General features: G+C 62.7%; 26 protein-coding genes. 9 read left to right on the plus strand and 17 right to left on the minus strand.

Annotated features, from left to right (window positions below; translation table 11 throughout):
• Positions 1-15 precede the first annotated feature (15 nt).
• Together F3H41_RS18435 and F3H41_RS18440 are read right to left on the minus strand one after the other, a co-directional pair.
• The gene (locus tag F3H41_RS18435; RefSeq protein WP_149740156.1) at positions 16-672 is read right to left on the minus strand and encodes an OmpW family outer membrane protein; all 657 of its coding nucleotides are present in this window, start codon (positions 670-672) and stop codon (positions 16-18) included.
• 209 nt (positions 673-881) lie between these two features.
• Complete coding sequence (locus F3H41_RS18440; protein ID WP_210246677.1) at positions 882-2,222, minus strand: aminotransferase class I/II-fold pyridoxal phosphate-dependent enzyme; 1,341 nt, start codon at positions 2,220-2,222, stop codon at positions 882-884.
• A gap of 229 nt (positions 2,223-2,451) precedes the next feature.
• On the opposite strand from F3H41_RS18440, the gene F3H41_RS18445 reads away from it, so the two are divergent.
• From F3H41_RS18445 to F3H41_RS18465, 5 genes are all read left to right on the plus strand, one after another.
• A complete protein-coding gene (locus tag F3H41_RS18445) occupies positions 2,452-3,171 on the plus strand; it encodes an outer membrane protein (RefSeq protein WP_149740157.1) in 720 nt (239 codons plus the stop codon).
• 208 nt (positions 3,172-3,379) lie between these two features.
• A complete protein-coding gene (locus F3H41_RS18450; RefSeq protein WP_188129533.1) occupies positions 3,380-4,801 on the plus strand; it encodes a HAMP domain-containing sensor histidine kinase in 1,422 nt (473 codons plus the stop codon).
• 5 nt (positions 4,802-4,806) lie between these two features.
• Positions 4,807-5,187 (plus strand): response regulator, encoded by a 381-nt coding sequence (locus tag F3H41_RS18455; protein ID WP_149740243.1) that lies wholly within the window; start codon positions 4,807-4,809, stop codon positions 5,185-5,187.
• Between the two features lie 289 nt (positions 5,188-5,476).
• On the plus strand, positions 5,477-7,207 hold the full coding sequence (locus tag F3H41_RS18460) for a chemotaxis protein (RefSeq protein WP_149740159.1): 1,731 nt from the start codon (positions 5,477-5,479) through the stop codon (positions 7,205-7,207).
• A 156-nt stretch (positions 7,208-7,363) separates the two neighbouring features.
• Entirely contained in the window at positions 7,364-7,663 is a 300-nt protein-coding gene (locus F3H41_RS18465; RefSeq protein WP_149740160.1) for a hypothetical protein, read from the plus strand.
• A gap of 10 nt (positions 7,664-7,673) precedes the next feature.
• Here F3H41_RS18465 and F3H41_RS18470 read toward each other — a convergent pair whose 3' ends face one another.
• Both F3H41_RS18470 and F3H41_RS18475 read right to left on the minus strand, forming a co-directional pair.
• On the minus strand, positions 7,674-8,171 hold the full coding sequence (locus F3H41_RS18470) for a DUF3429 domain-containing protein (RefSeq protein WP_149740161.1): 498 nt from the start codon (positions 8,169-8,171) through the stop codon (positions 7,674-7,676).
• Between the two features lie 299 nt (positions 8,172-8,470).
• The gene (locus F3H41_RS18475) at positions 8,471-8,785 is read right to left on the minus strand and encodes a ribbon-helix-helix domain-containing protein (RefSeq protein ID WP_149740162.1); all 315 of its coding nucleotides are present in this window, start codon (positions 8,783-8,785) and stop codon (positions 8,471-8,473) included.
• 225 nt (positions 8,786-9,010) lie between these two features.
• On the opposite strand from F3H41_RS18475, the gene F3H41_RS18480 reads away from it, so the two are divergent.
• The 3 genes from F3H41_RS18480 to F3H41_RS18490 all read left to right on the plus strand — a co-directional run bounded on the left by F3H41_RS18480 (position 9,011) and on the right by F3H41_RS18490 (position 11,768).
• A complete protein-coding gene (locus F3H41_RS18480; protein WP_149740163.1) occupies positions 9,011-9,406 on the plus strand; it encodes a VOC family protein in 396 nt (131 codons plus the stop codon).
• A gap of 148 nt (positions 9,407-9,554) precedes the next feature.
• Complete coding sequence (locus F3H41_RS18485) at positions 9,555-10,103, plus strand: gluconate 2-dehydrogenase subunit 3 family protein (RefSeq protein WP_149740164.1); 549 nt, start codon at positions 9,555-9,557, stop codon at positions 10,101-10,103.
• A 93-nt stretch (positions 10,104-10,196) separates the two neighbouring features.
• Positions 10,197-11,768 (plus strand): GMC family oxidoreductase, encoded by a 1,572-nt coding sequence (locus tag F3H41_RS18490; RefSeq protein ID WP_149740165.1) that lies wholly within the window; start codon positions 10,197-10,199, stop codon positions 11,766-11,768.
• A gap of 157 nt (positions 11,769-11,925) precedes the next feature.
• On the opposite strand, the gene F3H41_RS18495 is transcribed toward F3H41_RS18490, so the two are convergent.
• Positions 11,926-12,378 (minus strand): MarR family transcriptional regulator, encoded by a 453-nt coding sequence (locus F3H41_RS18495; protein ID WP_149740166.1) that lies wholly within the window; start codon positions 12,376-12,378, stop codon positions 11,926-11,928.
• Between the two features lie 160 nt (positions 12,379-12,538).
• Between F3H41_RS18495 and F3H41_RS18500 the strand changes: the two genes are divergently transcribed.
• Positions 12,539-12,970 carry an organic hydroperoxide resistance protein gene (locus tag F3H41_RS18500; RefSeq protein WP_149740167.1) on the plus strand — a complete coding sequence of 144 codons (432 nt, stop codon included), beginning with the start codon at positions 12,539-12,541 and terminating at the stop codon, positions 12,968-12,970.
• Between the two features lie 312 nt (positions 12,971-13,282).
• On the opposite strand, the gene F3H41_RS18505 is transcribed toward F3H41_RS18500, so the two are convergent.
• From F3H41_RS18505 to F3H41_RS18560, 12 genes are all read right to left on the minus strand, one after another.
• A complete protein-coding gene (locus F3H41_RS18505) occupies positions 13,283-15,349 on the minus strand; it encodes a bifunctional sugar-binding transcriptional regulator/dihydroxyacetone kinase subunit DhaK (protein WP_149740168.1) in 2,067 nt (688 codons plus the stop codon).
• A gap of 157 nt (positions 15,350-15,506) precedes the next feature.
• Positions 15,507-16,142, minus strand: a complete 636-nt coding sequence (dhaL, locus tag F3H41_RS18510; protein ID WP_149740169.1) for a dihydroxyacetone kinase subunit DhaL — start codon at positions 16,140-16,142, stop codon at positions 15,507-15,509.
• A 10-nt stretch (positions 16,143-16,152) separates the two neighbouring features.
• A complete protein-coding gene (locus F3H41_RS18515) occupies positions 16,153-17,160 on the minus strand; it encodes a dihydroxyacetone kinase subunit DhaK (protein ID WP_149740170.1) in 1,008 nt (335 codons plus the stop codon).
• Between the two features lie 85 nt (positions 17,161-17,245).
• Entirely contained in the window at positions 17,246-18,190 is a 945-nt protein-coding gene (locus F3H41_RS18520) for a sugar kinase (RefSeq protein ID WP_149740171.1), read from the minus strand.
• Between the two features lie 28 nt (positions 18,191-18,218).
• Positions 18,219-19,304: an ABC transporter ATP-binding protein gene (locus F3H41_RS18525; RefSeq protein WP_149740172.1), complete on the minus strand. Its 1,086-nt coding sequence runs from the start codon at positions 19,302-19,304 to the stop codon at positions 18,219-18,221.
• 10 nt (positions 19,305-19,314) lie between these two features.
• Positions 19,315-20,391, minus strand: a complete 1,077-nt coding sequence (locus F3H41_RS18530; RefSeq protein ID WP_149740173.1) for an ABC transporter ATP-binding protein — start codon at positions 20,389-20,391, stop codon at positions 19,315-19,317.
• Between the two features lies 1 nt (position 20,392).
• Positions 20,393-20,725, minus strand: coding sequence for a hypothetical protein (locus F3H41_RS18535; RefSeq protein WP_149740174.1), 333 nt, complete (start codon positions 20,723-20,725; stop codon positions 20,393-20,395).
• 1 nt (position 20,726) lies between these two features.
• Positions 20,727-21,560 carry a carbohydrate ABC transporter permease gene (locus tag F3H41_RS18540; protein WP_149740175.1) on the minus strand — a complete coding sequence of 278 codons (834 nt, stop codon included), beginning with the start codon at positions 21,558-21,560 and terminating at the stop codon, positions 20,727-20,729.
• Between the two features lies 1 nt (position 21,561).
• Positions 21,562-22,476 carry a sugar ABC transporter permease gene (locus F3H41_RS18545; RefSeq protein WP_149740176.1) on the minus strand — a complete coding sequence of 305 codons (915 nt, stop codon included), beginning with the start codon at positions 22,474-22,476 and terminating at the stop codon, positions 21,562-21,564.
• A gap of 272 nt (positions 22,477-22,748) precedes the next feature.
• Entirely contained in the window at positions 22,749-24,239 is a 1,491-nt protein-coding gene (locus F3H41_RS18550; protein ID WP_149740177.1) for an extracellular solute-binding protein, read from the minus strand.
• Between the two features lie 285 nt (positions 24,240-24,524).
• Positions 24,525-25,316 carry a 3-oxoacyl-ACP reductase family protein gene (locus F3H41_RS18555; protein WP_149740178.1) on the minus strand — a complete coding sequence of 264 codons (792 nt, stop codon included), beginning with the start codon at positions 25,314-25,316 and terminating at the stop codon, positions 24,525-24,527.
• Positions 25,317-25,361: 45 nt separating this feature from the next.
• Entirely contained in the window at positions 25,362-26,900 is a 1,539-nt protein-coding gene (locus tag F3H41_RS18560; RefSeq protein WP_149740179.1) for a GMC family oxidoreductase, read from the minus strand.
• Positions 26,901-26,961 lie beyond the last annotated feature (61 nt).

Consider the following 26,961-nt stretch of genomic DNA (forward strand, 5'->3'; position numbering starts at 1 on the left):
CGGCGCCGCTGCGTATCAGAAGCGGAAGGTGAGGCCTGCGCCGATGACGGCGGGGTCAAGCTTCACGTCGGCGGACACGGGAGCTCCGCCCAGGCTGCCGGTGGCTTTGGTGCGCAGATAGCTCTTCTTGAAGTCCAGGTAGACGCCCCACTTCTCGGTCACCATGTAGTCGAAGCCGACTTGGATGGCCGCGCCGATGGCCGGCTTGACCTTGACGTTGGACATTGCGCCGTCCTTGTTGTCGAAGACGAACATGAAAAGCGGGCCCGCGCCGACATAGGGCTGGAATTTTCCAAAATCGGTAAAGCGGTACTGGGCGGTCAGGGTGGAGGGGCCGTAGGTCATTCCGCCGAGGCGACCGAGGCCAGCGAGCACGCCCTCGCCATAGATGTCGATGGTCGGGGGATAGCCGCCCGTGAAGGATATGGCGAGCTTCGGTGTGAAATTGTAGCCGAATTCGATCGTGCCGGTCGTGTGGTTCTTCAGGCGAATGCTGCCGCCACTCACCGGCGCGCCACCGGCGGTGATATCGGCGCCCTCGCTCGGCATGATCGTTGCGGGTCCGAGGCGCAGGAAGAAGTTCGAGTCGTCGGCCCGGGCAATGGCTGGTAGAGCTGAAGACGACGTCATTAGCAATACAAGCAGGCCAGTGGTCTTTGCCACACGCTTCATTTGTCTGATCCCTTAATTCGGCCTATGCCGCAAGCGTGGCGGACGCCCATATTCATGGCTCATCACTAAACGATTACATGGTTAATTCCTGGTAAATTTTGCCGCCAACAAATCCGGGAAATCGGCCTTCCCCCTGTTTTCGCCACGAAAAAAGGTCGCCGGCAGCAGGCGCCGGCGACCTCGGGTAGAGTGCTTTGTTTGCGGAGCAATCAAGCCGCGATCGAGGCGACCTTGCCGGCTGCGGCGTTGATTTCTTCCAGATCCTCGCGGGCGGCGGCGACAGCTTCGCGCAGAATGCCGACAGCCTTGCGGATATTGCCCTCCGTATGACCGGCCATGACCTGCATGCGGAAGCGGGCCGCACCCTTGGCGACGGCGGGGTATTCCACGAGGTTGGAAAGAAGGCCGAGCTCGGGAATACGGCGGCTGACGAGGCGGGAGAGCGCTTCCGAGCCCATCTTGACCGCGACGATGGCCGACGGGTCGCCGTAGTATTCAAAGCCGTTTTCGGTCAGCGTGTTGCGCAGCAGGTGGACATTGTCCATCAGCGACTTGCGAAGCTGCCGGCCTTCCTCGGACTGGATGATGTCGAGCGCCTTGGTGACGACAGCCGCCTGCATGGGCGAAAGGGCATTCGAGAAGGTCGTCGACGGGCTGTAGAAGCGCAGATACTCCTTCAGCGCGCGGGTGCGGCACGCCACGAAGCCGCCGTTCGATGCAAAGGTCTTCGAGAAGCTGCCCATCACAAGATCGACCTTGCCGAGCATGTTCTGGATGCCGATATGGCCGGTACCATCGCCGAGCGCACCGAAGTCATGGGCGACGTCAACGACAAGACGCGCGCCAAACTCATTGCACAGGTCCTGCATCGCCACGATGTCCGGCGTGTCGGAGTCCATGGAGAACAGGCCTTCGGTGATGACGAGAATGCCGTTCTCGGTATCACGCGCACGGATCGACGCCAGCTTTTCGCGGCAATGAGCGAGATCCAGATGGCGGAACTGGTAGATATTGCGGGTGGCGGCATTGGCGCCTTCCTGCAGGCAGACATGCGAGAGCATGTCCATGACGATATGGTCCGACGAGCGAACGAGCCCCTTGATCACGCCGTAGCCGGCAGCCCAGCCGGTCGGGTAGAGGATCGCCTCTTCCATCTTCAGGGACTCGGCCAGTCGGCGCTCCAGCGCGACGGACAGGTTGGTGTTGCCGACAAGCGCAGAGGAGCCGGCGGAATGGACGCCGTAGACCTTGATGGTCTCGATCGCGGTTTCCTTGATCGCCGGATGCGAGGACATGCTCAGATAGTCCTGCGAGGCGAAATTGACGCCTTCGATGCCGTTGCCGCGGTCGTCTGCGGCCTTGCAGACCGTTCCGGGCCCGGCTTCCGTCGAGCGCGAGAACGGCCACAGGCCATTTTCGCGGCGGTTGTTCTGCCAGGCGTAGAATGCATCGCCGCGGGTGGCGAGGTCCGGGCCGGTCTGTACGCGATAGTCACGCATGCTGCCGGTCAGCGCGGTGGAAATCTTGCTGTTAAACGGATCGTAGCTCATCGTTGCCCTGTTTTCGCACTTGTTGTTGTGGTTTTGACCTTGCAGGGGGATGATCGGGACACCCGTTTAAGGTGAGGTTAAAGCGCTTTCCTCCGTGTTCTCTTATATTTAACAGCCCCTTTTCGATCTCGGTAAATTGTGTCGCAATTTCCATGGGCGGTTCGGTTAGATTTCGTTAACCATGTCTGGCTAAGTTGATGGCAGATATTTGTTTCGAAGGGTCATTGCCATGTCTATCGTTCGTGTCATCGCGCGGCTTCCGGGTCTGGGACGTCTCGCCCTCAGCCTGGCCGCGGGCCTCGCCATCGGCGCGGTTTGTGGCCCGACGGCTGCAGCGGCGCAGGACACGTTTTCCTGGTCCGGCTTTTATATCGGTGGCGTCGCCGGCTATAACTGGAACGATGACCTGACGTCGGAATACATCACGGCAACCGGCGCGGCCCGCGGAATCACCTTCCCTTACGATCCGGAGGGCGGCAGTATCGGTCTCAAGGCAGGCATCAACTTCGAGGCGGGTTCCTTCGTCTACGGCGTGGAAGGCGATTTCGAGCGCACGAATATCAAGGGCACGTTCATCGACCGCATCGAGAACATCGGCCGCGGCGACGACACCTATGACTGGCAGGCTTCGCTGCGTGCCCGCATGGGCATCTCTATGGACCGCTTCATGGTCTACGGTACAGGCGGCGTGGCCGTGGCGCGCATCGAAAACAAGTATACGCTCGTTCCCTTCGGGATTTCCGAGAACTTCAAGGACACGCATACCGGCTGGACCGCCGGCGCCGGTGTTGACTATGCCATCACCGACAATCTGATCGCGGGCCTCGAATACCGGTTCACCAAATTCGAGAAGTTCTCCAACGTCTCGACAGTCGCATTCCCGGGCCTCACCGGCACGCAGGAGCCGACCTCCAACGCGCTGCGTTTTTCGCTGAGCTACAAGTTCTGACCACTGCGTCATAGTGACCGCAAGGCGCTGCCGCCCCCCCGGCGGCGCTTTGTTAATGTCTTTTCAAGGGACGCCTGCGACACTCCGGCTTGAAAACGCTGCTACGCTGACGGAATCGAGACGCATGGCGACCCTTCATACCCTTTCTCTCCGCCTTGATCGCCTGGTCGATTGGTTCATCCCGCCGGAAATCGCTGCGGATCGCGTTATGCGTAAGCAGACGCGCATGTTCCTGATCAGCCACCTGCTCGGACCCTTTCTCGGCAATACGGTGCCGCTGGCGCTCTATATCTTCGATCCGCATCCGCAGTGGGATATCGCTGTCCTTGCAGCCTCGATCACCGGCTTCTGGATCTTCCCCTTCGTTCTGAAGGCGCACGGGCACTATAACCGGCTGGCGCTGATTTCCGTACAGAACCTGCTCTTCTGCATTCTGTGGAGCTGCTACTGGTATGGCGGCGTGACCTCGCCGACGCTTCCCTGGGTGCTGACGATCCCGCTTCTGGCCTTCTTCTATATCGGCGAGACGCCGCAACTGCGTGCACCCATGCTCGGCATGTTTGCCGTCAACATGGTCGTCTTCGGTCTCAGCATGTATCTGCTGCCCGCGCCCGGCCACGGCATTCCGACAGCGGAGTTGCAGGGCCTCGGGATCATCTCGACCACGGCCGCCGCACTTTATGTCGCCATGATGGCCATCTACTACGCACGCGCGCTCGCCTCGCAGGCCGAGCTGGAAGCGGTGATGCGCCACCACATCACCACGGCGCGCAACCTGCGCCAGGCGGCCTTCGAGGCGGAACGCGCCAATCGCGCCAAGTCCGAGTTCCTCGCCAAGATGAGCCACGAATTGCGCACGCCCCTCAATGCGGTGATCGGTTACAGCCAGATCCTGATCGAGGATGCCGAAGACAGCGGACAGGTTGATGACGTCGTCGACCTCGAACGTATCCATGCTGCCGGTCAGCATCTGCTACGCCTCGTCAACAACGTGCTCGACCTCTCCAAGATCGAGGCCGGCCACATGCAGCTCTACTGCCAGGAATTCAATCTTGGCGAGATGATTGCCGATGCGGTCCGCGAGGTCACCCCGGCGGCCGGCGCCAATGGCAACACGCTGGACGTGAGCATCGCGCCCGACCTTCAGATAATCCTCGGTGACGAGCTCAAGCTGCGCAATGCCGTGACCAACCTGCTGCAGAACGCGGCAAAATTTACCTCAAACGGCCGGATCTCGGTCCTCGCGCGCCGCCTGACGGGTGCCGCCGAGGATCTCATCGAAATCCGCGTGCAGGATACCGGGATCGGCATGGAGAAGGCCGAGATCGCGGTGCTGTTCGAAAAGTTTGCCGTGGTCAACGACCACAGCTCGACCAAATACGGTGGCACCGGCGTCGGTCTGGCTTTGACGCGCCAACTCTGCCGCCTGATGAATGGCGACGTAACGGTGACGAGCGAGCCCGGCGTGGGCAGCTGTTTCACCATCGTCGTGCCGGCCAATGTCTCGGCCGCATTGCAGCCGGTCAACGAATTGCAAAGGACGCTTGCCATCGCGCGCGCCATGGATCCGCTCGTCGAAGCGGACAGGGCCGCCGGCAGCGGAGCGGAAAAGGAGCCCAAATGGGCATGAGCACCATGGCAAAAATCCTGATTGTCGAAGACAATGAGATGAACAGGGACATGCTGACCCGTCGCCTGCAGCGCCACGGCTACGAAATCTGTGTCGCAATCGATGGCGCCAGCGGCATCGAAGCGGCCGAGCGGGAAATGCCCGACCTCATCCTGATGGATGTGGCGCTGGGGGCGATGGATGGGTGGGAAGCCACCACGCACATCAAGGCCAATCCGCGCACGGCCGACATTCCGGTCATCACCCTGACGGCCCATGCCCTGTCGAGCGATCGGCAGAAGAGCCTGGAGGTCGGCTGCGTGGATTTCGACACCAAGCCGGTCGATATCCAGCGTCTGCTGGGCAAGATCCAGACGCACATCGTGCGCAGCCCCGCCCATCATTAAGGCTGGTTGCCGAAAATCCTGACATGCCTGGGGCGGACGCCGTTGCGTGCGCCCTTTCGTGCGTTGCCGCGATCGGCTCGCATCGCATCATCGCGTCTTGCCCCTGTATCGAAATGAGACCGGATGGCGCGAACCGCCCCGCGCATGCCTCCGTATGCCGAGTTTCCTACCGGATTGCGTAAAACTAGCGCATTGGTCTAGGTCAAATATTAAGGCTGCTACTTTACCGAGGATTCCGACATTTCATTTAAAACACAATCCAAGATGAGGCGCACAGAGCGAGGCAGCCGTGACCCTGGCAGTTCAGTTGAAATCCGACCCCCGCAATGCCCTCGGTCTTTTCCGCGACAGGCTGACGACTGCACACTCGCGTATCGAGACGGTCTTTCTTGAAGGCGGCGAGACCCTTGTTTCGGTCATGGAACTCGTCCAGGGCATGATCGGAACGCTGGACCGGATCAGCAAGACGCTGGACAAGGATGACGGTCCCGACACGATCAGCGGCATGAACCGGGCGATCAGCGATCTCGGCAGCCTGCCGAGCGCGGCGAGTGCGCGCCAGCAATCCTTCATCGATATTGCCGCAGCCTGCGGCGGCGCCATCGTTCATGTCGGCGACATGCGGGAGACATTCCGCTATCTCAAGGTCTTCGCCACGACGGTGAAGATCACGGGTGCCGGTCTTGCCGAATTCGCCGAGTTCGCTGAAGAAATCCGCAGCCGCATCATGTCGGGTGCGGAGGAGATTGACCGGTTCTCGACCGAACTTGACCACATGCGCAAAGAGCTCGAGAGCGCACGCAACCTCTCCGGCGGCATCATCGCCGAATTCGGGACGACGGTTCCCGCGCTCGCCGCCAATCTGTCGAAGAATGCGGTCCGCATGAAGGCCGAATACGATGCCATGGCGCGCCTTGCCCGCGAGGTGAAAACCGTTGCCGGCGATGTTCAGGCCAAGATTGCACAGACCCTCTCGGCCTTGCAGATCGGCGACATCACCCGTCAGCGCATCGAACACATGCAAACCAGCTTCGACCTGCTGGACCGTTTCCTCGACGAAGAGGAGGGCAGGGCCCTGACGGCCGGCGAACGCGCCAACCTCTCGGCTGCCGTCACGCATCTCGTCGATGCGCAGATCGAGCAGACGCTGGCGGATTTCCGCGAAAAATGCGCCCGCATTTCAGCCACCATCTCGTCCTTCAGCGCTGATGCGGCAAGGATCCTTGCCCTTCGCGCGGATCTGTCGGCCTCGCGCTCGGGTGAGGACGGCGGAACGCTTGCGCAGATGGAGCGCGATCTTGCGGCTGCCCTCGACCTGACGCAGCGCGTCGATGAGCGCAGCAGCGAATCGACCCGCCTTGCCCAGTCGGTCGCCGGTTCGGTGCGCGCCTTGATCGCCTCCATCGAAACGATCCGCTCCATCAAGATCGACATCCACTACATGGCGCTCAATTCCAACCTGCGCTGCTCGCGGCTTGGGGACGAGGGACGCTCGGTCAACGTCGTCAGTGCGGAACTGCGGACCTTCGCCGGCCGGCTGGAGGAGCCGGCCGATGCGGTGGTGGCCAGCATGCACAACATTTCCGAGGCCGCCGACAACCTCGCCGTTGTGCGCAGCGGCGCCCTGTCGAGCCTTGCCGGGCCGCTGGAGACAACCCGGCTTGCCATCGGCGAGGCCGCAACTGCCATTGATGAGTGTTTCCAGGCGCTGGACGAGCAAGGCAATGCCGTGTTCGGGCGGATCTCCGCTGCGGTCCGTTCGCTTGATTTCGAGCGTGAACTGGGCTCTGCGCTGGCGGCCTGCTCTGACCTTTCCGCGGAAATGGCAGGGAATGCGCCGTGCGAACCCTGCGGCGCCTATGCCGAGGTGCTGGGTAGCCGCATTCACGCTATCTACACGATGATCGAGGAGCGCGAGATCCATCTGCGCTTCCTGCCAGGGCCGCCCGCCGCGGACGCGCCCGCTGGTGCGCCGGCATCGCACAGCGACGATGATTTTCTGGATGATGCGCTTTTCTAAGCGGTCAACGGTGATCGAATGCTCGCTGCCTTCACAAAAATTTTCGCTGCGCATGCGAAAAGTGGTAGTCGCGAAACGGCACGAATCTCTCTAGAAGACCGTTCGGTAACGGGCGCATGAGGGCGCCCGGATGAGGGATGACATGGGGACTGTTGCATGAAAGTCGTCCACCTTCATGAACCTGACCGCTTTCATCCGGCTCTGCGCGAGTGGATGACGGAAAAGTCACTGCTGATTCAGCAGTTGGCGGAAGCAAAGGCTGCAGTTGACGGCGAGAGTGTCGTTTCTCAACAGTTGTCGCTCTCCAGTCTGGCTTGGCGATTTGCCGAAATTGAACGGGTCTCGCAGCAGGTTGCCAGGGCGATCGCGCCAGTGGAGCCCCTTGCCCGCCAGCGTGCCGTCAAGGTGATCGAGGACTGCACCGGTGTGCTGCGCCTCATGCGGCTTTGCGCCTGACAATCTCTGATCAGAATTGGCCCGTTGCCGCTGCCATTCCGGCATAGGCTGCCAGCACGATCGCCGTCACGCGGGCGCGCATGACGATATACCATTTTGGCTGATCGCCGTTGCGGTGGATGGCACAGTCAAGCCCGAAAAGCGCCAGAAGGCACGCAACCTGCACCAGCATTGCCACGGAGGTCCTTGCGGGAACGGCGATCACCGCGAAGACAATGAGGGCAATGATGCTGCTCATGGCGAGAAGCAGGACGGACTGACGTTCGGACCAGTGCGCCGCCGTCCAGATCGTGCCTGCCATGAAGGCGGCAATCACGGCACCGTAGCCGAGAAAGACCCGCAGCGCGCCGTCCACCGGCAGTCCGGCGAAAACAGCGAGCAATGCGAGCCAGAAGGGCAGGGCGCCGAGATAGGTGAGGCGGACTGTCAGCGACTTGTCACGGAACATCGACACCTCGGCCTTCGAGCCCGTAAAGCCCGCGTCGGGTCGACGGGAATGGCTCGGCACGATCTTTCAATCCGGCGCGCAGGGAAGAGGCGCTTGCTCGACGGGTCGGGCGAAGCGACACGAGGCCTTCAGAAGCGATCGGACGTGGCTTGTTTCTGCGTGATGTCGCAGTCTGAGACATAAAGAGATCCTGAGCGTCAGATCGATCTTTACGGGCGATGGCTGACGCTGGATCTGTCTTCCTGTTCTTTTTCAACGCGAGCTGGCGATTGCCGCCCGCGTGCCGGTGTGCCTACCGGGTATGGCGGCCGGCGGCCAGGCGGTTGGCCTGCGTCCGCGCGCCGCCATGCTGGGGCAGCCTATTCGGCGGCGACCATCTGAAGGTCTGCATTGCTGCCTGTTTCGGCGGACTGCGACCGGTTCGCCAAATAGATAAGACAGCTTGTGCGCAACAGCGATGCAAAATTCGAAACGCTGCCATTGATCTCCAGTGCCTCGTCATGCAGCAGCGACAAGAAGCGCGATGTCGACAAGCCCTGGCTTGCGGACATCTCGTCGATCAGCGTCCAGAACGCCGATTCGAGCTGGATGCTGGTGGAATGGCCGTCAATCCGGACAGAACGGTTGACGGGGCGATAGCGCTGCGGATCCTGACCCGCAAAGACCTCACACATGGCATTCTCCTCCGTTTTTCTTGTTTGGCAAAGTATGGGACCAGACCTGCCATTGGTCAAATCGTCCCTTCGTCTCTGGCCTACGGAGACGTCGCGACTGCGGATGGGCCGATCCTCAGAAATTTTGTCTGCGGTAACGGGCTGCTACCAGCCGCGCCCGAATCCGCAGCACATTTGCTCCCATGCGGGCACATTCGAACCTGCAACGGTAATGGAGGAAAAGACGTGGCAAAGGCCATACACAGCATGATCCGTGTGCTCGAGGAAGCGCGATCGGTGGACTTCTACCAGAAGGCCTTCGGGCTCGAGGTCGCTGACCGGCTGGACTTCGAGACGTTCACGCTCGTCTATATGAGCAACAGCGAAAGCGAATTCGAGCTGGAACTGACGGTCAACAAGGGCCGCACCGAGCCCTACGCGCTCGGCGACGGCTACGGTCACTTCGCGGTTTCGGTGGACGATCTCGACGCCGAACATGCGCGTGTCACCGATCTCGGCCTGACGGTCGGCAAGATCGTCGAGTTCAACCGCGACGGTGGCCTGCTGGCGCGGTTTTTCTTCATGACCGATCCGGACGGATACAAGATCGAGGTGCTGCAGCGGCACGGTCGCTTCAAGTGACCCGAGGACGTCGCGTCCGGGGCTGGAGATCCTGGGCGCGACGACGCGAAGACGTGGACGGCGCGGTCGATGAATTGCGCCGCATTGGCCGGTCGGAACCTTCGCAGTCCCGGCCCGCCGCTTACGCCATCAAGGAGGAGGAACGACGATGGTCACCATTCACCAGGGAAAACAAGGTCACGAAGCAAAGGCCGGCCTATCCCGCCGCGAGCTTCTGAAGCGCGGCACGATCGGCGCAGCGCTCGTCATTTCCGGTAAGGCGGTACTCTGTCCCGCCAACGCCTGGGCGCTCGAAACGACGGCGCTCAAGCCCGACACCATGGCGACGCTTATCCAGCTCGCCCGGGACATTTACCCGCATGACACTCTCGCCGACCGCTTCTACGCAATCGCCGTAAAAGGACAGGACACGCGTGCGGGGAAAGACGCTGCCCATAAGGCGCTGATCGAAGACGGCATTGCCGATCTCGACAGGCGGGCCGCCCCTGGCGGCTATCGCGGCCTTGGCTGGGAAGACCAGCGCGTTGCCCATCTTCGGGACATCGAAAAGACGCCCTTCTTCCAGGCCGTGCGCGGCGATCTCGTCGTCTCGCTCTACAACCAGAAAGAGATATGGCCGATCTTCGGTTACGAAGGCGAGAGCTATTCCAAGGGCGGATACATCGAACGCGGCTTCAACGACATCGAATGGCTGTGACGGTGATCTGATCGCAGGACCGCGGACGACGGCGAGGAGGCCGCGCCCGCATGTCCAGTCACGCCACTTCAAGCGACCCATGCGGAGGAAAACATGGCAGCTCCCTATGATCTCAAGGACGACAGTGTCGTCGTCATCATCGGTTCGGGCGCCGGCGGCGGTACGCTCGGCAACGAACTCGCACAGAAGGGCATCGACGTCGTCGTGCTCGAAGCCGGCAAGCGGATCGAATATGACGAGTTCATCAACGACGAGTGGGACAGCTTTGCCCAGCTCGCCTGGCTCGACCATCGGACGACGGGCGGCGGCTGGCGCGTTTCGAAGGACTTTCCCAATCTGCCGGCCTGGATCGTCAAGGCCGTCGGCGGCACCACGACGCACTGGGCCGGCGCCTCGCTGCGCTTTCAGGAGCACGAGTTCAAGACGCTGACCCATTACGGCAAGGTGGAAGGCGCCAATCTTCTCGACTGGCCGATCACGCTGGCCGAACTCGAACCCTACTACGCCCGGGCCGAAGACAAGATGGGCGTGACGCGCACCAATGGCATCGAGGGCCTGCCGGGCAACAACAATTTCAAGATTCTGAAGGCCGGTGCCGACAAGCTCGGCTACAAGGAATGCCACACCGGCAACATGGCGATCAACTCCGCCGATCGCGACGACCGGATGAGCTGTCAGCAGACCGGTTTCTGCTTCCAGGGCTGCAAGTGGGGCGCCAAGTGGTCGACGCTTTACACGGAAATCCCGAAGGGCGAGGCGACCGGGAAGCTGGAAGTCAGGCCGCAGTCCCATGTCATCAGGATCGAGCATGACACGAGCGGCAAGGTGACGGGCGTCGTCTATGCCGACAAGGATGGCAAGATCCACGAGCAGAAGGCCCGCATCGTCGCGGTCGCCGGCAACTCCATCGAAAGCCCGCGCCTGCTGCTCAACTCCGCCTCTTCCATGTTCCCGGACGGTCTTGCCAATTCTTCCGGACAGGTCGGCAAGAACTACATGCGTCACACGACCGGATCGGTCTATGCCGTCTTCGAAAAGCCGGTGCATATGTATCGTGGCACCACCATGGCCGGCATCATCCGGGACGAGGCGCGGCACGATCCCTCGCGCGGCTTTGTCGGCGGCTATGAACTGGAAACGCTCTCGCTCGGCCTGCCCTTCATGGCGGCCTTCCTCGATCCGGGCGGCTGGGGCCGTTCCTTCACCTCGGCGCTCGACAATTACGCCAACATGGCGGGCATGTGGATCGTCGGCGAGGACATGCCGCAGGAGCAGAACGCGGTGAAGCTGCATGCGGAACTGAAGGACCAGTACGGCATGCCGGTCCCGGATGTCTGGTTCACCGACCACGCCAATGACGATGCGATGCGCAACCATGCCTACAAGCAGGGCGAAGCGCTCTATGCCGCCGTCGGCGCGATCCGTAGTTTCCCCACGCCGCCCTATCCCTCCACCCACAATCTCGGCACTAACCGGATGAGCGAGAAGGCCAAGGACGGCGTCGTCAACAAGTGGGGCCAGACGCACGACATCAAGAACCTCTTCGTCTCCGATGGTAGCCAGTTCACCACCGGCGGCGCCGAAAACCCGACGCTGACCATCGTCTCGCTGGCGATCCGCCAGGCGGAATACATTGCCAAGGAGATGTCGTCCGGTTCGATCTGAGCGGCGGCGGTTCCGCCGCGAACGATCCTCCCCGACCGCCCGCCGGGCGGTTGGAGACCGCGCGGCTGCAACCGTCACACATGGTTGCAGTCGTCACCTCTGGCCGGCTCCCGCCGGCCAGCTTTTTGTCGGTCTTGCTGGGTGTTCGAGCGGCTTGTCAGCCTGCGGCGGCTTTCAGATTGCCGGTCAGGCGCCGCACCGTATCAAGCGTCGCCCGCGCATCCGGCTCCGGCATGCCGATCGCCTCGCCAATGCAGCGCATCACTTCTTCCGATTGGCCCTTCAGCGCCTCGCCGGCTGGTGTCAGCGAGATATCGACGCGGCGCTCGTCGTCTTCGCGCCTCGTCTTCTTCACGAGGCCCATGGCCGTCAAGCGCTTCAGGAGCGGCGTCACCGTTCCCGTGTCGAGGCCGAGGCGATCGGTGATCTGTGTCACCTGCAGGCTGCCTTCGCGCCACAGCAGGCGCATCACCAGAAACTGCGGATAGGTGAGACCCAGCGGTTCCAGAACCTGACGATAGACACGGCCGAAGGCCTGCTCTGCCTTGTAAACGGCAAAGCACAGCATGTCTTCCAGCGGCAGGGCGTCGAGGTCTCGCGGTGTCGTCATGCAGTCATGATAGATTGTGCAAAATATGATTGCAAGCCATTGACGGAAGAGGTATGTCGCGTTAAGTTGCGTACAACAAAATATTAAACAACAAATATGCGGCAGCGGTTTACTCCGCTCGCCTGTCAGTCACCCCACGAGCACCACAAGGAGAAGACCTATGTCAGTTGATGCAAAATATAAGACCTCGGCCACGGCAAGCGGCGGCGGTCGTGATGGCAAGACGATTCTCACGGACAACACGATGGCGCTCGACCTCGTCGTGCCGAAGGAACTCGGCGGCCCCGGCGGCGATGGCGCCAACCCCGAAAAGCTCTTCGCGCTCGGCTATTCCGCCTGCTTCCTCGGCGCCATGCGCGTCGGTGCGCAGCAGCTGAAGACCAAGGTTCCGGACGGCACGACCGTGACCGCCACCATCGGCATTGGTCCGCGCTCGGAAGGCGGCTTCGGCATCACCGCAGCGCTCGACGTCTACCTGCCGGGCATGCCGGAAGACGAAGCCAAGAAGCTGATGGACGTCACCCACGGCATCTGCCCCTATTCCAACGCCATCAAGGCCAGCGTCGACGTGGAAACCACCACCCGCAGCTGAGACTTCCGTTTCGAGATGGAACGCATATGCGCCGGCCGCCCTTAGAAGCGGCCGGTGTTTTGTTTTGGATGACGAATCTTCATGTTGCACTTCGCTTATGGCCGACGATGAAGACAGCGCACGACTGGTTTTGCCCTGATGCGCGGCACGTGGCGCGTTGCGCGAAGGCGACGTGGATTTCGCTTTGGAAATTCCGCGTCTGAAGCAGGCTTATCGCGAGGGAATGGCAAGCGGCCCTGGTCGCGTCATTTGCATGGATGTGTTGCTGGCGGAACTGAACGCACAAGCCCTGTGGTGGACTGATCCCGCAATCTACCCCACCCTCAACGCAGGCCCGTCACACGGATGGGCGAGCAGGTCTTCGAGTTCCGCATCGAGATGCAGGACCGAGATCGAGGCGCCGGCCATGTCGATCGAGGTGCAGTAGTGGCCGATCCAGTTGGCGGCGATCGTCACGGATTTGGCGGAAAGCCGTTCCTCGATGCGGCGGTAGAGGATGAACAGCTCCATCATGGGCGTCGAGCCGAAGGAATTGACGAGCACGGCAACGCGGTCACCGGCGCCGGGCCGCATTTCGGCGAAAATCTTGTCCATGACCATATCGACGATCTCGTCGGCGGATGTCAGGGCCTCGCGCAGCACGCCGGGTTCGCCGTGAATGCCGATGCCGATCTCCATGTCATCCGGGCCGATCTCGAAATTGTAGCGCCGGGTCTGGGGAAGCGAGCAGGGTTCGAGCGCGACGCCAAGGGTGAAGGTGCGTTCGTTGCAACGTCGCGTGATGGTCGCACAGGTCTCGAGGTCAAGGCCGCGATCGGCCGCGGCTCCGGCGATCTTGAAGGCGAAGACGTTGCCGGCCACACCGCGGCGTCCTTCGCGGTCCTCTCGGTTGGCAGAGGCGATGTCATCCGTGGTGATGACGGTGCGGACGGGAATGCCGGCCTCGGTGGCGATCTCGGCGGCCATGTCGAAGTTCATCACGTCGCCGTGGTAGTTGCCGTAGACGAAGAGCACGCCGGCGCCGCGATCCACCGCCTTGACGCATTCGAAGATCGGATCGGGGGGCGGGGAGGAAAACACGTTGCCGACAGCGACCGCATCGGCAAGCCCTTTTCCAACATAGCCGAAGAAGCAGGGTTCGTGGCCTGAGCCACCGCCGATGACGATGCCGACCTTGCCGTCGCGCGGCCCGTCCTTTGCGACAAGGGCGCGCGGATAGCCGGGCAGGGGCGTCATGTGGGAGCGATAGGCGGCGATGGCGCCTGCCATCATCTCCTCGATCACATCCTGCGGGTCGTTGATGAATTTCTTGACCTGTTCGCGTTGCGTGAAGGCCTGAGCCTCGGCACGCGGGCGCGGCGAGAGCTTGGCGTCGATGTCGCCGACGCCATCGGCCCTGAGGATGCCGCGCGCCGTCACCGCATCCGTCACAAGCACGGAAATCAACTGGCCGCGCAGCGCCGCGAGAATGGCCGGCACCTTGTCCGTGCCGCCGGCAATGCCGATCCGGGTCGGGATCGCCTTCATCTGCTCGAAGCCCATGCCGATGACGCGATCGTCGAGCGGCCCAGCCACCCGCCGGCCCCGCTCGTCGATGAAATGGCCCGTCAGCGTGCCCACGGCCTTGTTGGCGAGGTAATGCTGCAAGGTGCCCGGTTCATCCAAGAGGCCGCTCTGGTGGACGGTCGAGTTGGGACGCAGCGAGGCGATGGAGAAGATGATCTTGTTGGCGGTGGTGAGGCGCTGAAGCTGCGTGCGCAGCATCGTCTCGTCCTCCAGCATTTGCCGCACGGCGGGCGAGGAGACGACGATGGGCGCGAGAATGTTTTCGCAGTGCCCGCCGACCGCTTCGGCAAAGGTCCAGGCGCATTGCTGCGGCGTCGAATTCAACGTTGCGGCGGTGCCGCCGGTCGCCTGGAGCACGGTGACGTCCTGCAGCCCGGTGAGTTTCAGTCGTTCGCCGACGGCCAGCGTCGTGCGGCCCCAGACGACGGCGAGCCGGTCGCCGGAACGGATGAGCTTTTCCAGCACCTGCGCCCCCACCGCGCCCAGCCGGTCGATCAGCGCCTCCCCGTCGTCCCGGGTCGGCGCGACGATACAGTCATGCAGGCCGAAATGGCGCTTCAACTCCTGTGCGAGGTGCAGCGAGGCAAGCCGGGCGGGGTCGAGCGTGATCTGGATGATGCCGCGTTCGCGGGCATCGGCAAGGTAGGCGTTCACCGTGGCGCGGGAAATGCCCATGGTGCTGGCGATGTCACCCTGGGTGAGGCCTTCCTCGTAATAGAGCCAGCAGGCCCAGACATAGGGGTCCGCTCCGAAGCGGAGCGGAATGTCCATGACGGCGCTGGCGCCGTTCTCCGCGGGCTTTTCCCGTGCCATGCTGCCGTCCATTCGCTGTCTTCGCGGCCGCCGTTTCCCAAGAGAAACGGAAGGCACGGATTACCCCTTGCTCGCGGAACCGGGTCCGCGTGCGCTGCACCATTGTCACCTATGGGGTCAAATGCCGACGGGCGGAAGGCTTATCCGCCCGATCGCTTTATGAGCGAGCCAGAAAATCGCATATCTCCCCGACGATGATGGCTGCCGAGGCCGCGCCCGGATCCATATGGCCGAGCGAGCGTTCGCCGAGCCTGGAAGAGCGGCCCTTGCTGGCGACCATGGTCTTTGTGGCTTCTGCGCCCTCTTCGGCCGCCTTGCGGGCAGCCGCCAGCACCTCGGACAGCGGCTTGCCGGCCTCGCGTGCCTGTTCCACGGCAATCGCCGCTGGCTTCCAGGCGTCGATCATGGTCTTGTCGCCAAGCTCGGCCTTGCCGCGTTCCGCGACGCCCCGGGCCATGGCCTCGATGACGGAGGGCGCTTCGTCGATCGCGACCGTCTCCTTGCCCTTGAACGCCGCGCCGGCGCGCAGGAAGGCGGTGGCATAAAGCGGGCCGGAGGACGCGCCGACGGCATTGAGGAAGGATTTCGCCGCGGTGTTGAACACATCCGTCGGCGTTGCCGGCTCGGAGGTGTCGAGTGCCTTCACGATGGCGCCGAAACCCTGCTCCATGGCAATGCCATGGTCGGCATCGCCGATATGGCCATCGAGCTCGCACAGATGGTTGCGCTCGCCCTCGATGCGGGTGGCGATCTGGCGGAACATGGCCGTGAAGTCTTTTGCGGTCAGTTGCATGCCCGTTTCCTCACTTCACCTGGAACATTGCGCAGTCGCAGGGATGGTCGAGCATCTCGGTCAGTTCGTCATCGAGATGCAGGATGGTGATCGAGGCACCGGCCATTTCGAGCGAGGAGCAATAGGTGCCGACCCAGGTCTTGTGGGTCTCGATGCCCTTTTCGGCGAGGCGCTGGCTGACGCGGCGGTTGATGATGTAGAGTTCCATGAGCGGCGTGGAGCCCAGCGAATTGACGAGCACGGCCACCTTGTCGCCGGACTTGGCTTCAAGTTCGGCAAAGATGCGGTCCATGATGTTGTCGACGATCTCGTCGGCCGTGCCGAGCTTTTCGCGCACGATGCCTGGCTCGCCATGGATACCCATGCCGACCTCCATCTCGTCGTCGCCCATCTCGAAGTTCCACTTGCGCGTCTGCGGCAGCGAGCAGGCGGAGGTGGCGACGCCGACGGTGAAGGTGCGGTCATTGGTCTTGCGGGCAATGCGCTCGCATTCGTCGATCGACATCATCTTGTCGGCGGCAGCACCGGTCAGCTTGAAGACGAAGAAGTTACCGGCAACGCCGCGGCGTTTCTCGCGCTGATCGCGGGGCGCCGAGGCCACGTCGTCGGTGGTCAGCACCGTACGCACATGGATGTCGTCGAGCGCCATCATTTCGGACGCCATGTCGAAGTTCATGACGTCGCCGGCATAGTTGCCGTAGAGATAGAGTACGCCAGCACCGCCATCGACGGCCCGCGTGCAGGACATGATCGGGTCCGGTGGCGGCGAGGCGAAGACGTTGCCGACGGCGCAGGCATCGGCAAGCCCCTTGCCGACAAAGCCGACGAAGGTCGGCTCGTGGCCGGAGCCGCCGCCGACGACGATGCCGACCTTGCCCTGACGCGGCCCGTTCTTCGCGACAATGGCGCGCGGATTGTCCTCGACATAGGTGAGGATATCGCCATGGGCGGCGAGAATGCCGTCCACCATTTCATCGACGGCCTTTGCGCCGTCATTGATGATCTTCTTGGTCTGCATCGGGACCCTCCCTTCCGTGCTGTCGCCGGTTCGTCCCTGGATTGTGGCTGCGGGGCGGACGGCGGTCAAACTGAATAATCCTTTGTCAACCAGCCTTTACCGGCTGCGTCCTCATGAAATCCATCACCTGGTCGAAGGAGCGGATGCCGGCATCCGAGCCAAGTCCGGTTGCAACGAGCGCGGCGGATGCCTGCGCGAAGGAAAGCCGCGTTTCAAGATCCATGCCGTGGTGGAGCGCGACGATATAGCCGGCATCGAAGCTGTCTCCGCAGCCCGTCGTATCCACGACGTCGATCACATAGGCCGGCTTCGTCAGCCGATTGCCGGCCTGGTCGGCATAGAAGGCACCGTCGGCGCCGAGCGTGAAGACGCAGGCGTTCACGCCTTTGTCGAGGAAGAAGCGGGCCGCATCCTCGACAGTCGACTGGCCGGACATGGCGCAGGCTTCCTCGATCGAGGGCATGAAATAGTCGATATAGGGCAGCAGCGGATCGACCAGCGTGATGGTCTCGGCGGTTGCGGCAATGAGGTCAAAGGTCACCGTGCGGCCGCGCTTCTTGGCTTCTGCCAGGAGTTTGCGGCTCGGCTCGCCGTCGAGCTTCTTCAGCAGGCCCGTGCCGCCGAGATGGATGATCGGCGGCGCAAGCACCGTGTCGAGCGCGCTGTCCGGCACGTCGAAGTGATCGGAGGCGCCGCGCTGGTGGAGCGCCGGACGCTCGCCGTTGCGGCGGATGTTGAGGATGGTGGCGGACGAGGGCACGCCGGCGAGGCGCTGCATGCCCGAGGTGTCGATGCCGAACTTCTGCATGGTCGAGAGCATGAAGTCGGCCTTCTCGTCGTCGCCAACAGCGCCGACGGCGAGGCAGTTCAGCCCCATCTTGGCGATGTCGACCACCGTGCCGCCGGCCGTGCCGGCGACCGTCAGGCGGATTTCCTCGATGAAATCGACCCGGCCCCCCGGCGGGATGGCGTCGACGGGGCGGCCCAGCACATCGAGAATGTAAAGTCCGATCACGGACACATCATGCATGGTGTCTTCCTCCTTCAGGCGGCCTCTTTCACGCAGCATGGCCGGTCACGTCAGCCACGCGCACGCCGTCGCGGTAGAGGCTGACATGGGCAGGGTCGATGCCAATATGGGCGGGTGCGCCGACGGCGACCGGCGGCCTTCCGTTGGTCTTCGCCTTGACCGTCGCGCCGCCCACGTCGAGGGTGACGATGAAGCGGCCGGCGATCGTCACGTTCATGTCGCGCACCACGGCGGGCACGCTGCCGGGTCGGGGTGCGACCAGCACATCCACATGCTCCGGGCGCACGCCGATGCGATAGTCGCCCTTCGGCAGGCCGGTGGCGCTCGCCGTCAGCGGGAGCGAGGAGAGCGGCGTCTTTACCGTTGCGCCCGACAGTTCGGCCGGCGGGAAGTTCATGCCGGGATTGCCGAGGAACCAGCCGGCGAACTCGGTGGCCGGCGTCTCGTAGAGCGCCGACGGCGTGTCATATTGCAGGATCTTGCCGTCCTTCATCAGCGCGACATTGTCGGCCAGCGTCATCGCTTCCGTCTGGTCGTGGGTGACGTAGACGATGGTCTGGCGCAGGCGCTGGGTGACGAGCTTGAAGGCGCGGATGAGGAGGAGTTTTGCGTGCACCTCCACATTTGTGGTCGGCTCGTCGAAGAGCACGATGTCAGAGCGGCGCGCAACGGCGCGGCCCACGGCCACCTTCTGGCGGCTGCCGGCATCGAGGTCGCCGATGAAGAGCTTGCGCTTGTCGCGCATGTCGAGAACGTCGAGCACCTCGTCAATGCGGCGGGCACGCTCGGCCGAGGACAGGGACTTGTCCTGCTCCAGCGGCAGCGCGAGGTTCTCTTCCACCGAGAGCGTCTGGTACATGACGGGGTACTGGAACACCATGCCGACATTGCGCTTGCGCGGCGGCAGGTTTGCCATATCCCTGTCGTCGAAGAGAATGCGGCCGGAGGTCGGCTTTTCGAGCCCGACGATCATGCGCATCAGCGTGGTCTTGCCGCAGCCGGAGGGGCCGAGCAGGCAGGTGACCTGGCCATCGGCGAAGGTAGCATTCATTTGCTTGATCGCGGTGAAGGTGCCGAAGGTCTTGGTCAGGTTTTCGATGACGATGCTTGCCATGGTCCTCTCCTTACGCCTGCGCGGCCGGCGTACAGCGGCCGAGGAAACGGCCGGTGTCGCGGTCGAAGACCATCACGTCTTCGGGGCGAAGGCTGACGGTGACGGTGCTGTCGATGGCGGGCGCGGTGACGTTGGAGGCCGGATAGGCCGACGTCAGCTGCGTGCCGTCGCAATCGGCATAGAGCACGATCTCAGAGCCGAGATGCTCGACGATGGCGACACGGCCGGAGCGGCCTTCCGTTCTGCCGACCGTGACATGTTCCGGCCGAATGCCGAGTATGACGGCCGGCGCCTTCACATCCTGCGGCAGGCGGAAGGCGAACCCCGCGACGCTCACCGTGCCGCTGCGCGTTGGAACGTCGACGATGTTGGCGCGTGGGAAGCCGACGATGTCGAGGCTGCGCACGTGCTGCGGCTGGAGATAGAGGTCGATGGCCGGCGCATGTTCCACGATCCGGCCCTTCTCCAGCACGACGATGGACTGGGCGAGCGTGAGGGCCTCCAGCGAATCCGAGGTCGCATAGAGGAAGGTCGTCTTCAACTCCTCGCACAGCTGCTTCAACTCGTCCATCAGCCGTTCGCGCAGCTTGTAGTCAAGGCCGACGAGCGGATCGTCCAGCACGAAGACCTTGGCGTCCTTCATCAGGCCGCGGGCGACGGCGACGCGCTGCTTTTCGCCACCCGAAAGCTGGTCCGGTGTCTTTTTCATCAGATGCGTGATCGACAGCATGCCGGCCGTCGCATCCACCTTGCGGGCGATCTCCTCGCGCGGTGCGCCGGAGAGGTTCAGCGGGTAGGCAATGTTGTCATAGACGCTCATATGCGGGTAGAGCGCGAAGCTCTGCGGCACATAACCGATGTTGCGCTCCGACGGCGGCGCATGGGTGATGTCGCGGCCTGCCAGCAGGATCTGACCGCCATCGGTCTGTTCGAGGCCGACCAGAAGGCGGAACAGAACGGACTTACCGGCCTTCGGCGGGCCGCAGACCACGGTGAACGAGCCTTCGCCCACCGAGAGCGTCACCTGGTCCAGCGCGGTCTTGCCGCGAAAGGCCTTGCTGACGGAGAGAAATTCCACGGCATGCATGTCAGCGTCCAATCTGTGCGAAAATGGGGGCGAGCAGGATGCCGATGCCGAACATCAGCGCCACGACGCAAAGCAGGATGACGATGCGCAGCAGGCTGCGGACGACCGAGAGATCGCGCGGCACATTGCCGACCGCGATCTGTACCAGCGTGGCGCAGACGAGGATCGACAATCCGACCCGGTAGACCATGACCGACCATTGCTGGGCGACCAGCACGATGCCGATCAGGATCAGCGCCATAAGGATGGCCTCGAGGCGATCGATGAAGCCGGGCTTTGCCACGATCTCATCGACGGCGTTGGTCTCGGAGGCTCCGTTGTCTTGAGACGCCATGTTACACCTCCCCGCGCACGGTGCCGAAGGTCATGCCGACCAGCAGGTACTTCTGGAAGAAGTAGATGAAGAGCACGGGCGGCAGGATGTAGATGGAAGTCAGCGCCGAGATGAAGGTCCAGTTGAGACCCCCGTCAGAATAGGCGCCGACGGCGAGTGCGTAGGGGATGTTTTGCGTCGAGACGCCCCCGATGATGAAATTGAACAGGAACTCGTTCCACACAAAGATGATGTTGAAGATGAAGGCGGCGATCAGCCCCGGCTTCACCTGCGGCAGCACCACGCGAAAGATGATGTGCAGCCAGGAGCCGCCATTAACGCGCCCGGTCTCGTCGAAGCGCGTCGAAACGCCGTCGAGGAAGCCCTTCAGGATCCAGACCGAGAAGGGGATCGAGAACATCGCGTAGAAGAGGATCATCGCCAGGTGATTGTCCTTCCAGCCGAATGCCACGTACATGAGGTAGACCGGCAGGATGACGGCGGGGCCGGGCAGCATGCGGATGGAAAGCAGCAGGAACATCAGGAAGTCCGTGCCCTTCGGCTTGAACCGCGAGAAGCAGAAGGCGGCAAGGAAGGACACAAAGACGGCAATGACGACGGCCGTCACCGACAGGATGATGGAATTTCCGAGCTGCAACAGGAAGCCGCGATTGTTGACGAAGAGGTCGACGTAATTGTCGAGCGTCGGCGTGAAGATCAGCTTCGGCGGCGTGGCGAGAATGTCGCTGCGCGTCTTGAAGGACGACAGGATGATCCAGGCGACCGGCGAGAAGAAGATGAGCGACACGATCCACAGCACGACATGGTAGAGGCGGGCGCGAAGGGTCTCGGACATGTCAGCGTCCTTTCCGGCGGCGGTTGAGGATGAAGATGAACATGGAGGTCATCGCGATCGAGATAAGCAGCAGCAGCACCGAATAGGCTGACGACCAGCCCATGTTGAAGCTCTCGAAGCTCTGCTTGTTGAGCTCGACAGCGACGAGGCGCGTCGTTTGGCCGGGACCGCCCTTGGTCATGGGAATAATGAGATCGAGTGTCTTGAAGCTATCGATGGTGCGAAGCAGGATGCCGAGCATCAGGATGAACTTGCCGTGGTGCCAGATGACCAGCGACACGCGCTTCGGCCAGGAGAGGCGATCGATCTCGGCCGCCTCCAGCTCGGCCTTCGGCACGGAGCCCAGCGCCGCGAGCGTCATCAGCGTCATGAAGGGCGTCCACATCCAGCAGTCGACGGCCAGCACCGCCCAGAAGGCGATCTGCGGATTGCCGAGGAAGTCGATCGTGCCCGTCGGCGACATCCATCCGACCAGCGCGTTCAGCACGCCGAAGGTCGGGTCGTAGATGAAGCGGAAGAAGGTGCCGGTGGCGACAGGCGTCAACACCATCGGTGTGAAGAGAAGCGTCAGCGCGAGGCGTCGCCCCGGCATGTCCTTGGAGCCCCAGAAGAGGAAGCCCAAGAGGATACCAAGCGTGGTCTGGACCAGCACCCCGACACCGACGAAGGTGAAGGTACGGCCGAGATCGCCCCAGATGCCGTTGCGGTTGCGGAAGATGTCCTGGAAATTCCGGAATCCGAAGAACTCGGGCGGCATGCCGCTGAGCAGCGAGAACTTGTGGAAGGACAGGCCCAGAAGCCACAGCGTCGGGATCGTGTTGAACACGATGAAGAAGGCGAGCACCGGCGCCAGCAGCGCGAAAATGATGACGCGACGATTGTCCTTGAAGGCGGACTGGCCGGGTGATGACGCCATTGTCTTCCATCCGTCTTGGCATCGCCGCCGGGACAACCCCCGGTCAGGCCGATGCGATCACATCTCGTTCCGAACCGATGCCGGCCGGCGCGGATAAGGACAGGCGAGGGCGCAGTTCGGCCTTTCGCCCCGGCAAGGGCGGCTCGAACGCGACGTCGCTGTCTTGAAAGGAGCGGCGACCCCTGGTGGGGTGGGAGGGCCGCCGCCGGGAGAGCCCTTCGCGATCTCCGCCGCCCGGTTTCCGGATGGCGGGGACCGCGTGGGGCAACGCGTCAGAGGCTCGTCGAGCTGCAGGCGTCGGACGGGGCGGTGGCCGCCGTGCCGTCGTCGTAGAGGATCTGCTGCTGCTGGCAGGCGATATAATCGAGCGCCTGCTTGGCCGAGGCCGTCGTGCCGGTCATGTAGGAGGTGAAGCCCTCCTGCTGGACCGCCAGCATTTCCGAGTAGCGCGGGTGGTGCCAGAAGTCGCGCGAGCGGCCCGTTTCCAGCATGAACTTGTAGGCGCGGTTCCACGGATTGATCGTGTCGAAATCCGGGCTGGAAAGCGTCGCCTTGTCGGTGGGGTTGCCACCGCGCTTGGCAAATTCCAGCGTGGTTTCCGGCAGGTACCACCAGTTCATGAAGTCGATGGCGACACGCATCTTGGCATCGTCGTTGAAGGCGTTGATAACCCAGGGCTGCCCGCCCATGCAGTAGACGCGCTTGGCTTCAGCGCCCTTGCCGAACTTCGGCGGCGGCACGACGAGAACCTTGTCCTTGTTCTCCGGCGTGATCATGGCGAGGCCGACGGCGGCCCACTGCAGGCAGGTCGCGACCTTGCCCTGCGTCCACACGTCGATTTCCTCGGCGATGCCGAAGTTCGTCGCGCCCGGCGGCATGTACTTCAGCCAGGACTTATAGAGTTCCATGGCCTGCGCATTGGCGTCGGTGTTGAGGATGCCCTCGACCTGGCCGGTCTTCGGATCCCAGATGTCGCCGCCGCGGCTCCACATGATCGACAGAAGCGGGCAGGTGCAGAAGTCATAGACGCGGCTGTACTGCCAGGCCGCACCCCACAGGCCCTGATCCGGGCGCGTGAAGAACTCCATGATCTTCTCGTAGGTTTCGGCGTCGAGTTCTTCATATTCCTCGAAGGTCGAGGGCAGCTTCATGCCGTATTTGGCCTGGAAGGCCGCTTGCTCGTTGGGATCCTCGACGAGGTCCTTGCGCACGTAGAGCGCCTTGGTGTCGCCTTCCTGCGGCAGGCCCCAGATGTCTTCGCTGCCGTCGGGATACTTCATGTAGGTATTGACGACAGTGTCGGAGTACCAGTCGAGCTGCAGGTTCTTGTTCTTGGCGATGATGTCGTTGAGCTTCAGGATCCAGCCGGGCTTGGCGAGCGCGCCCAGCCACTGGCTGTCCGAAATGATGATGTTGTATTCCTGGCTCTTGGTGGCGAGCGAGGTGGCGGCCTTCTGGAAGAGGTCGGCAAACGGCGCCTCGGCGAAACCGAAGGTGACGTCGTAGCCGTATTTTTCCTTCACGTAGTCGGCAAACATCGGCGACATCTTCACACCCAGCGAAGACGGCAGCCAGCCGGCGATGCCGAGAATGTTCATGTCGATCTTCTGGCCGGCCAGCGGATGGCTTTCCTGGGCCTTCAGGCGATTGATGAAGGGGGCCGAAAACGCGCCCGTCAGGCCGGCCACCGCCGCGCCCTTCAAAATGGTTCTGCGCGGCACGACAAAACGCGTGCCGGTCTTTCCACCGGAATCTGCAGTCATGGGGATCTCCTCCGAAATACCGCCCACGGCTCCTCCCGCGGCGGCGATGTGTGACCTCTCAGGTTCCTCAACCGGTCACTTTGACATTTGTTGATCAGTCGTCGTATTTTGTCAATACGAACTCGTGACGTCGTGAAGATTTCTTGTTTTGCAGTGCGTTATGAGGTTGCGGTGCGGGATGAGCGTCTGGGGGAGTCATGGCGAAACGCCACCGCGCTGGCGTTTGCGCGAGGGTCAGGCCATATCGGGAGGCAACCGTTGTGCCCATGTCTACGCGAGGCGTTCCTATCGCAGCGTCAGGCCGCCATCGATCGTGATGATCTCGCCCGTCGTGAAGCTCGACGCGTCCGAGGCGAGGTAGACGGTGGCGCCGATGAGTTCGTCGACGTCGCCGATGCGGCCCTGGACGGCGCCCTTTTCCCAATACTGGTTGACGACGTCAGGGTGTTCCTTCGAGACCTGGTCGGTCAGTTCGGTGCGGATGTAGCCCGGCGCGATGGCGTTGACGCGGATGTTGTGCTCGGCCCATTCGGTCGCGAGTGCCTTGGTCAGCATGTGCACGCCGGCTTTCGAGACATTGTAGGCGGCGTGGCGGAAGGGCCAGTTGACAATCCGGCCGGACATGGAGCCGATGGTAATGATCGACCCCGTCCGGCGGCTGATCATGTGGCGCCCGACATCGCGTGACATCAGGAAGACGCCGTCGAGGTTGGTGGCCATGGTCTTGCGCCAGCTGTCGAGCGGATAATCCTCGGCATTGCCGGGGTAGATGATGCCGGCATTGTTGACGAGAATATCGATCTGCCCGAAGGCGGTGATGGTTTCGGCAGTCAGTCGCGCGACATCCGCTTCGTTCGACACATCCGCCTTTATGGCGATGGCGCGTCCGCCGATTGCCTCGATCTCCTTGACGACCTCGGCCGCCCGATCGGCGGCCTGCGCGTAGTTGACGACCACGGCCGCGCCTTCCTCGGCAAGGCCGATGGCCAGCGCCTTGCCGATGCCGCGCGCGGCTCCGGTAACGATCGCAACGCGTCCAGTCAGGTCGAACCGGTTCTTATTCGTGGCCTGCGCCATATTATCCTCCCTCGATTGTCTTGGTTTTGTGGACGGCAGCGCCCCTCAGGCCGCCGTCTTTGCCTTCAGCACGTCCCTGACGAGATGTTCGGCGGTGCGCACGGCCTGGGCGACGATGGTCAGCGACGGGTTGAAGCCGGTCGAACTCGGCAGGAAGGAGGCGTCGACGACATAGAGATTGTCGACGTCCCAGACCCGACAGTTCGTGTCGAGCACCGAGGTTGCGGGATCCTTGCCGAAACGGGCCGTGCCGCACTGGTGCATGGCGACCGTGATGTCCATCTTCTGCGTGATGATCAGCGGATAGCCGATCGAGCGCATCAGCTTGCCCCAATGGGTCACGAGGTCGCCATGGGACTTCAAGTTGTTCGGCGTGTAGCTGACGCGGATCTTGCCGTCGGTGTCGAGCGTCACCCGGTTGTTGGGGTCCGGCAGGTCTTCCGACATGATCCACCAGTCGAGTGAGCGGGTGGTGAACCAGTCCATCAGGAAACGCGGCGCCCATTTGAGGTTCGCCGTCAGCATGCCGCCCTGCAGCTTGCCAAGGCCCTGCACGTTGCCCATCGGATAGGGCTTCACGGAATTGGCAAGGTAAAAGTCGTTGATGCACAGCGACTTCTGGAATTTGACGGTGTTGCGGCGCAGCGGGTTGATCGCCATCATCGCGGTGTTGTTATGGGCCATGTAGTTGCGGCCCAACTGGTCGGACATATTGTTGCCGAGCCCGCGTTTGTGCTTGTCATTGGCCGAGCGCAAGAGCAGGGCCGTCGAGTTGATCGCGCCGGCGGATGAGATGAAGAGGTCGCCGTCAATGGTGCGCCTCTGGCCGCCCTGGGTCACCTCGATCGCCACCACGCGCTTGCCGGATGGGTCCGTCAAGAGACGTTCGACCTTGGTGTCGAGCACGAGATCGACACGCCCGGTCTTCAGGGCAGGACCGACAAGGCGCACTTCGGAATCGTTCTTGGCGCCGAGCTTGCAGGCAAAGCCATCGCAGGTGGCGCAGCGGACGCAGGCGCCGCCATCATGGCGGTCGATAGCGATCGGAAGCGGGAACGGGCGAAGGCCCTTTTTGCGAAGCTTCTCGGCAACAGCCTCGATTTCCGGCTCATGGCCGATGGCCGGGTAGGGCATGGGGCCGGAGCGCGGCGGCTCGATCGGGTCCGTGCCGGCCGTCCCGTGGGTGCCCATCAGCCGTTCCGCAACATCGTAATAGGGCGCGAATTCCGCATAGGAGACCGGCCAGGCGGGCGCGACACCGTCCTCGTGCTGCAACTCCTCGAAATCCTGGGTGCGGAAGCGCACCGTCGCGGCGCCGAAGAATTTCGAATTGCCACCAACATAGTAGTAGGTCGACGGATTGAACTCCTTGCCGGAGCGGTCGCGCCAGGTCTCCCTCGTCGTGTATTTCTTGTCGTGGAAGACCGCCTTCACCGACCAGTTGTCGGCTTCGCGCGGCAGATAGTTCCCGCGCTCGATCATGAGAATCCGCGCCCCGGTGTCAGCAAGGCGGTTCGCCATCGCCCCGCCGCCGACGCCCGCACCGATGATCACCACGTCATATTGCCTGTCGATTTCCTGCATCGTCGTTCCTCCTCCCGGTGAGGGGCGGGCACAGGCGGGCAATCCGCGCGGCCGGCTGGTC

The organism is Rhizobium sp. RU20A (assembly GCF_900155885.1).
In the GTDB taxonomy this organism is placed as follows: Bacteria; Pseudomonadota; Alphaproteobacteria; order Rhizobiales; family Rhizobiaceae; genus RU20A.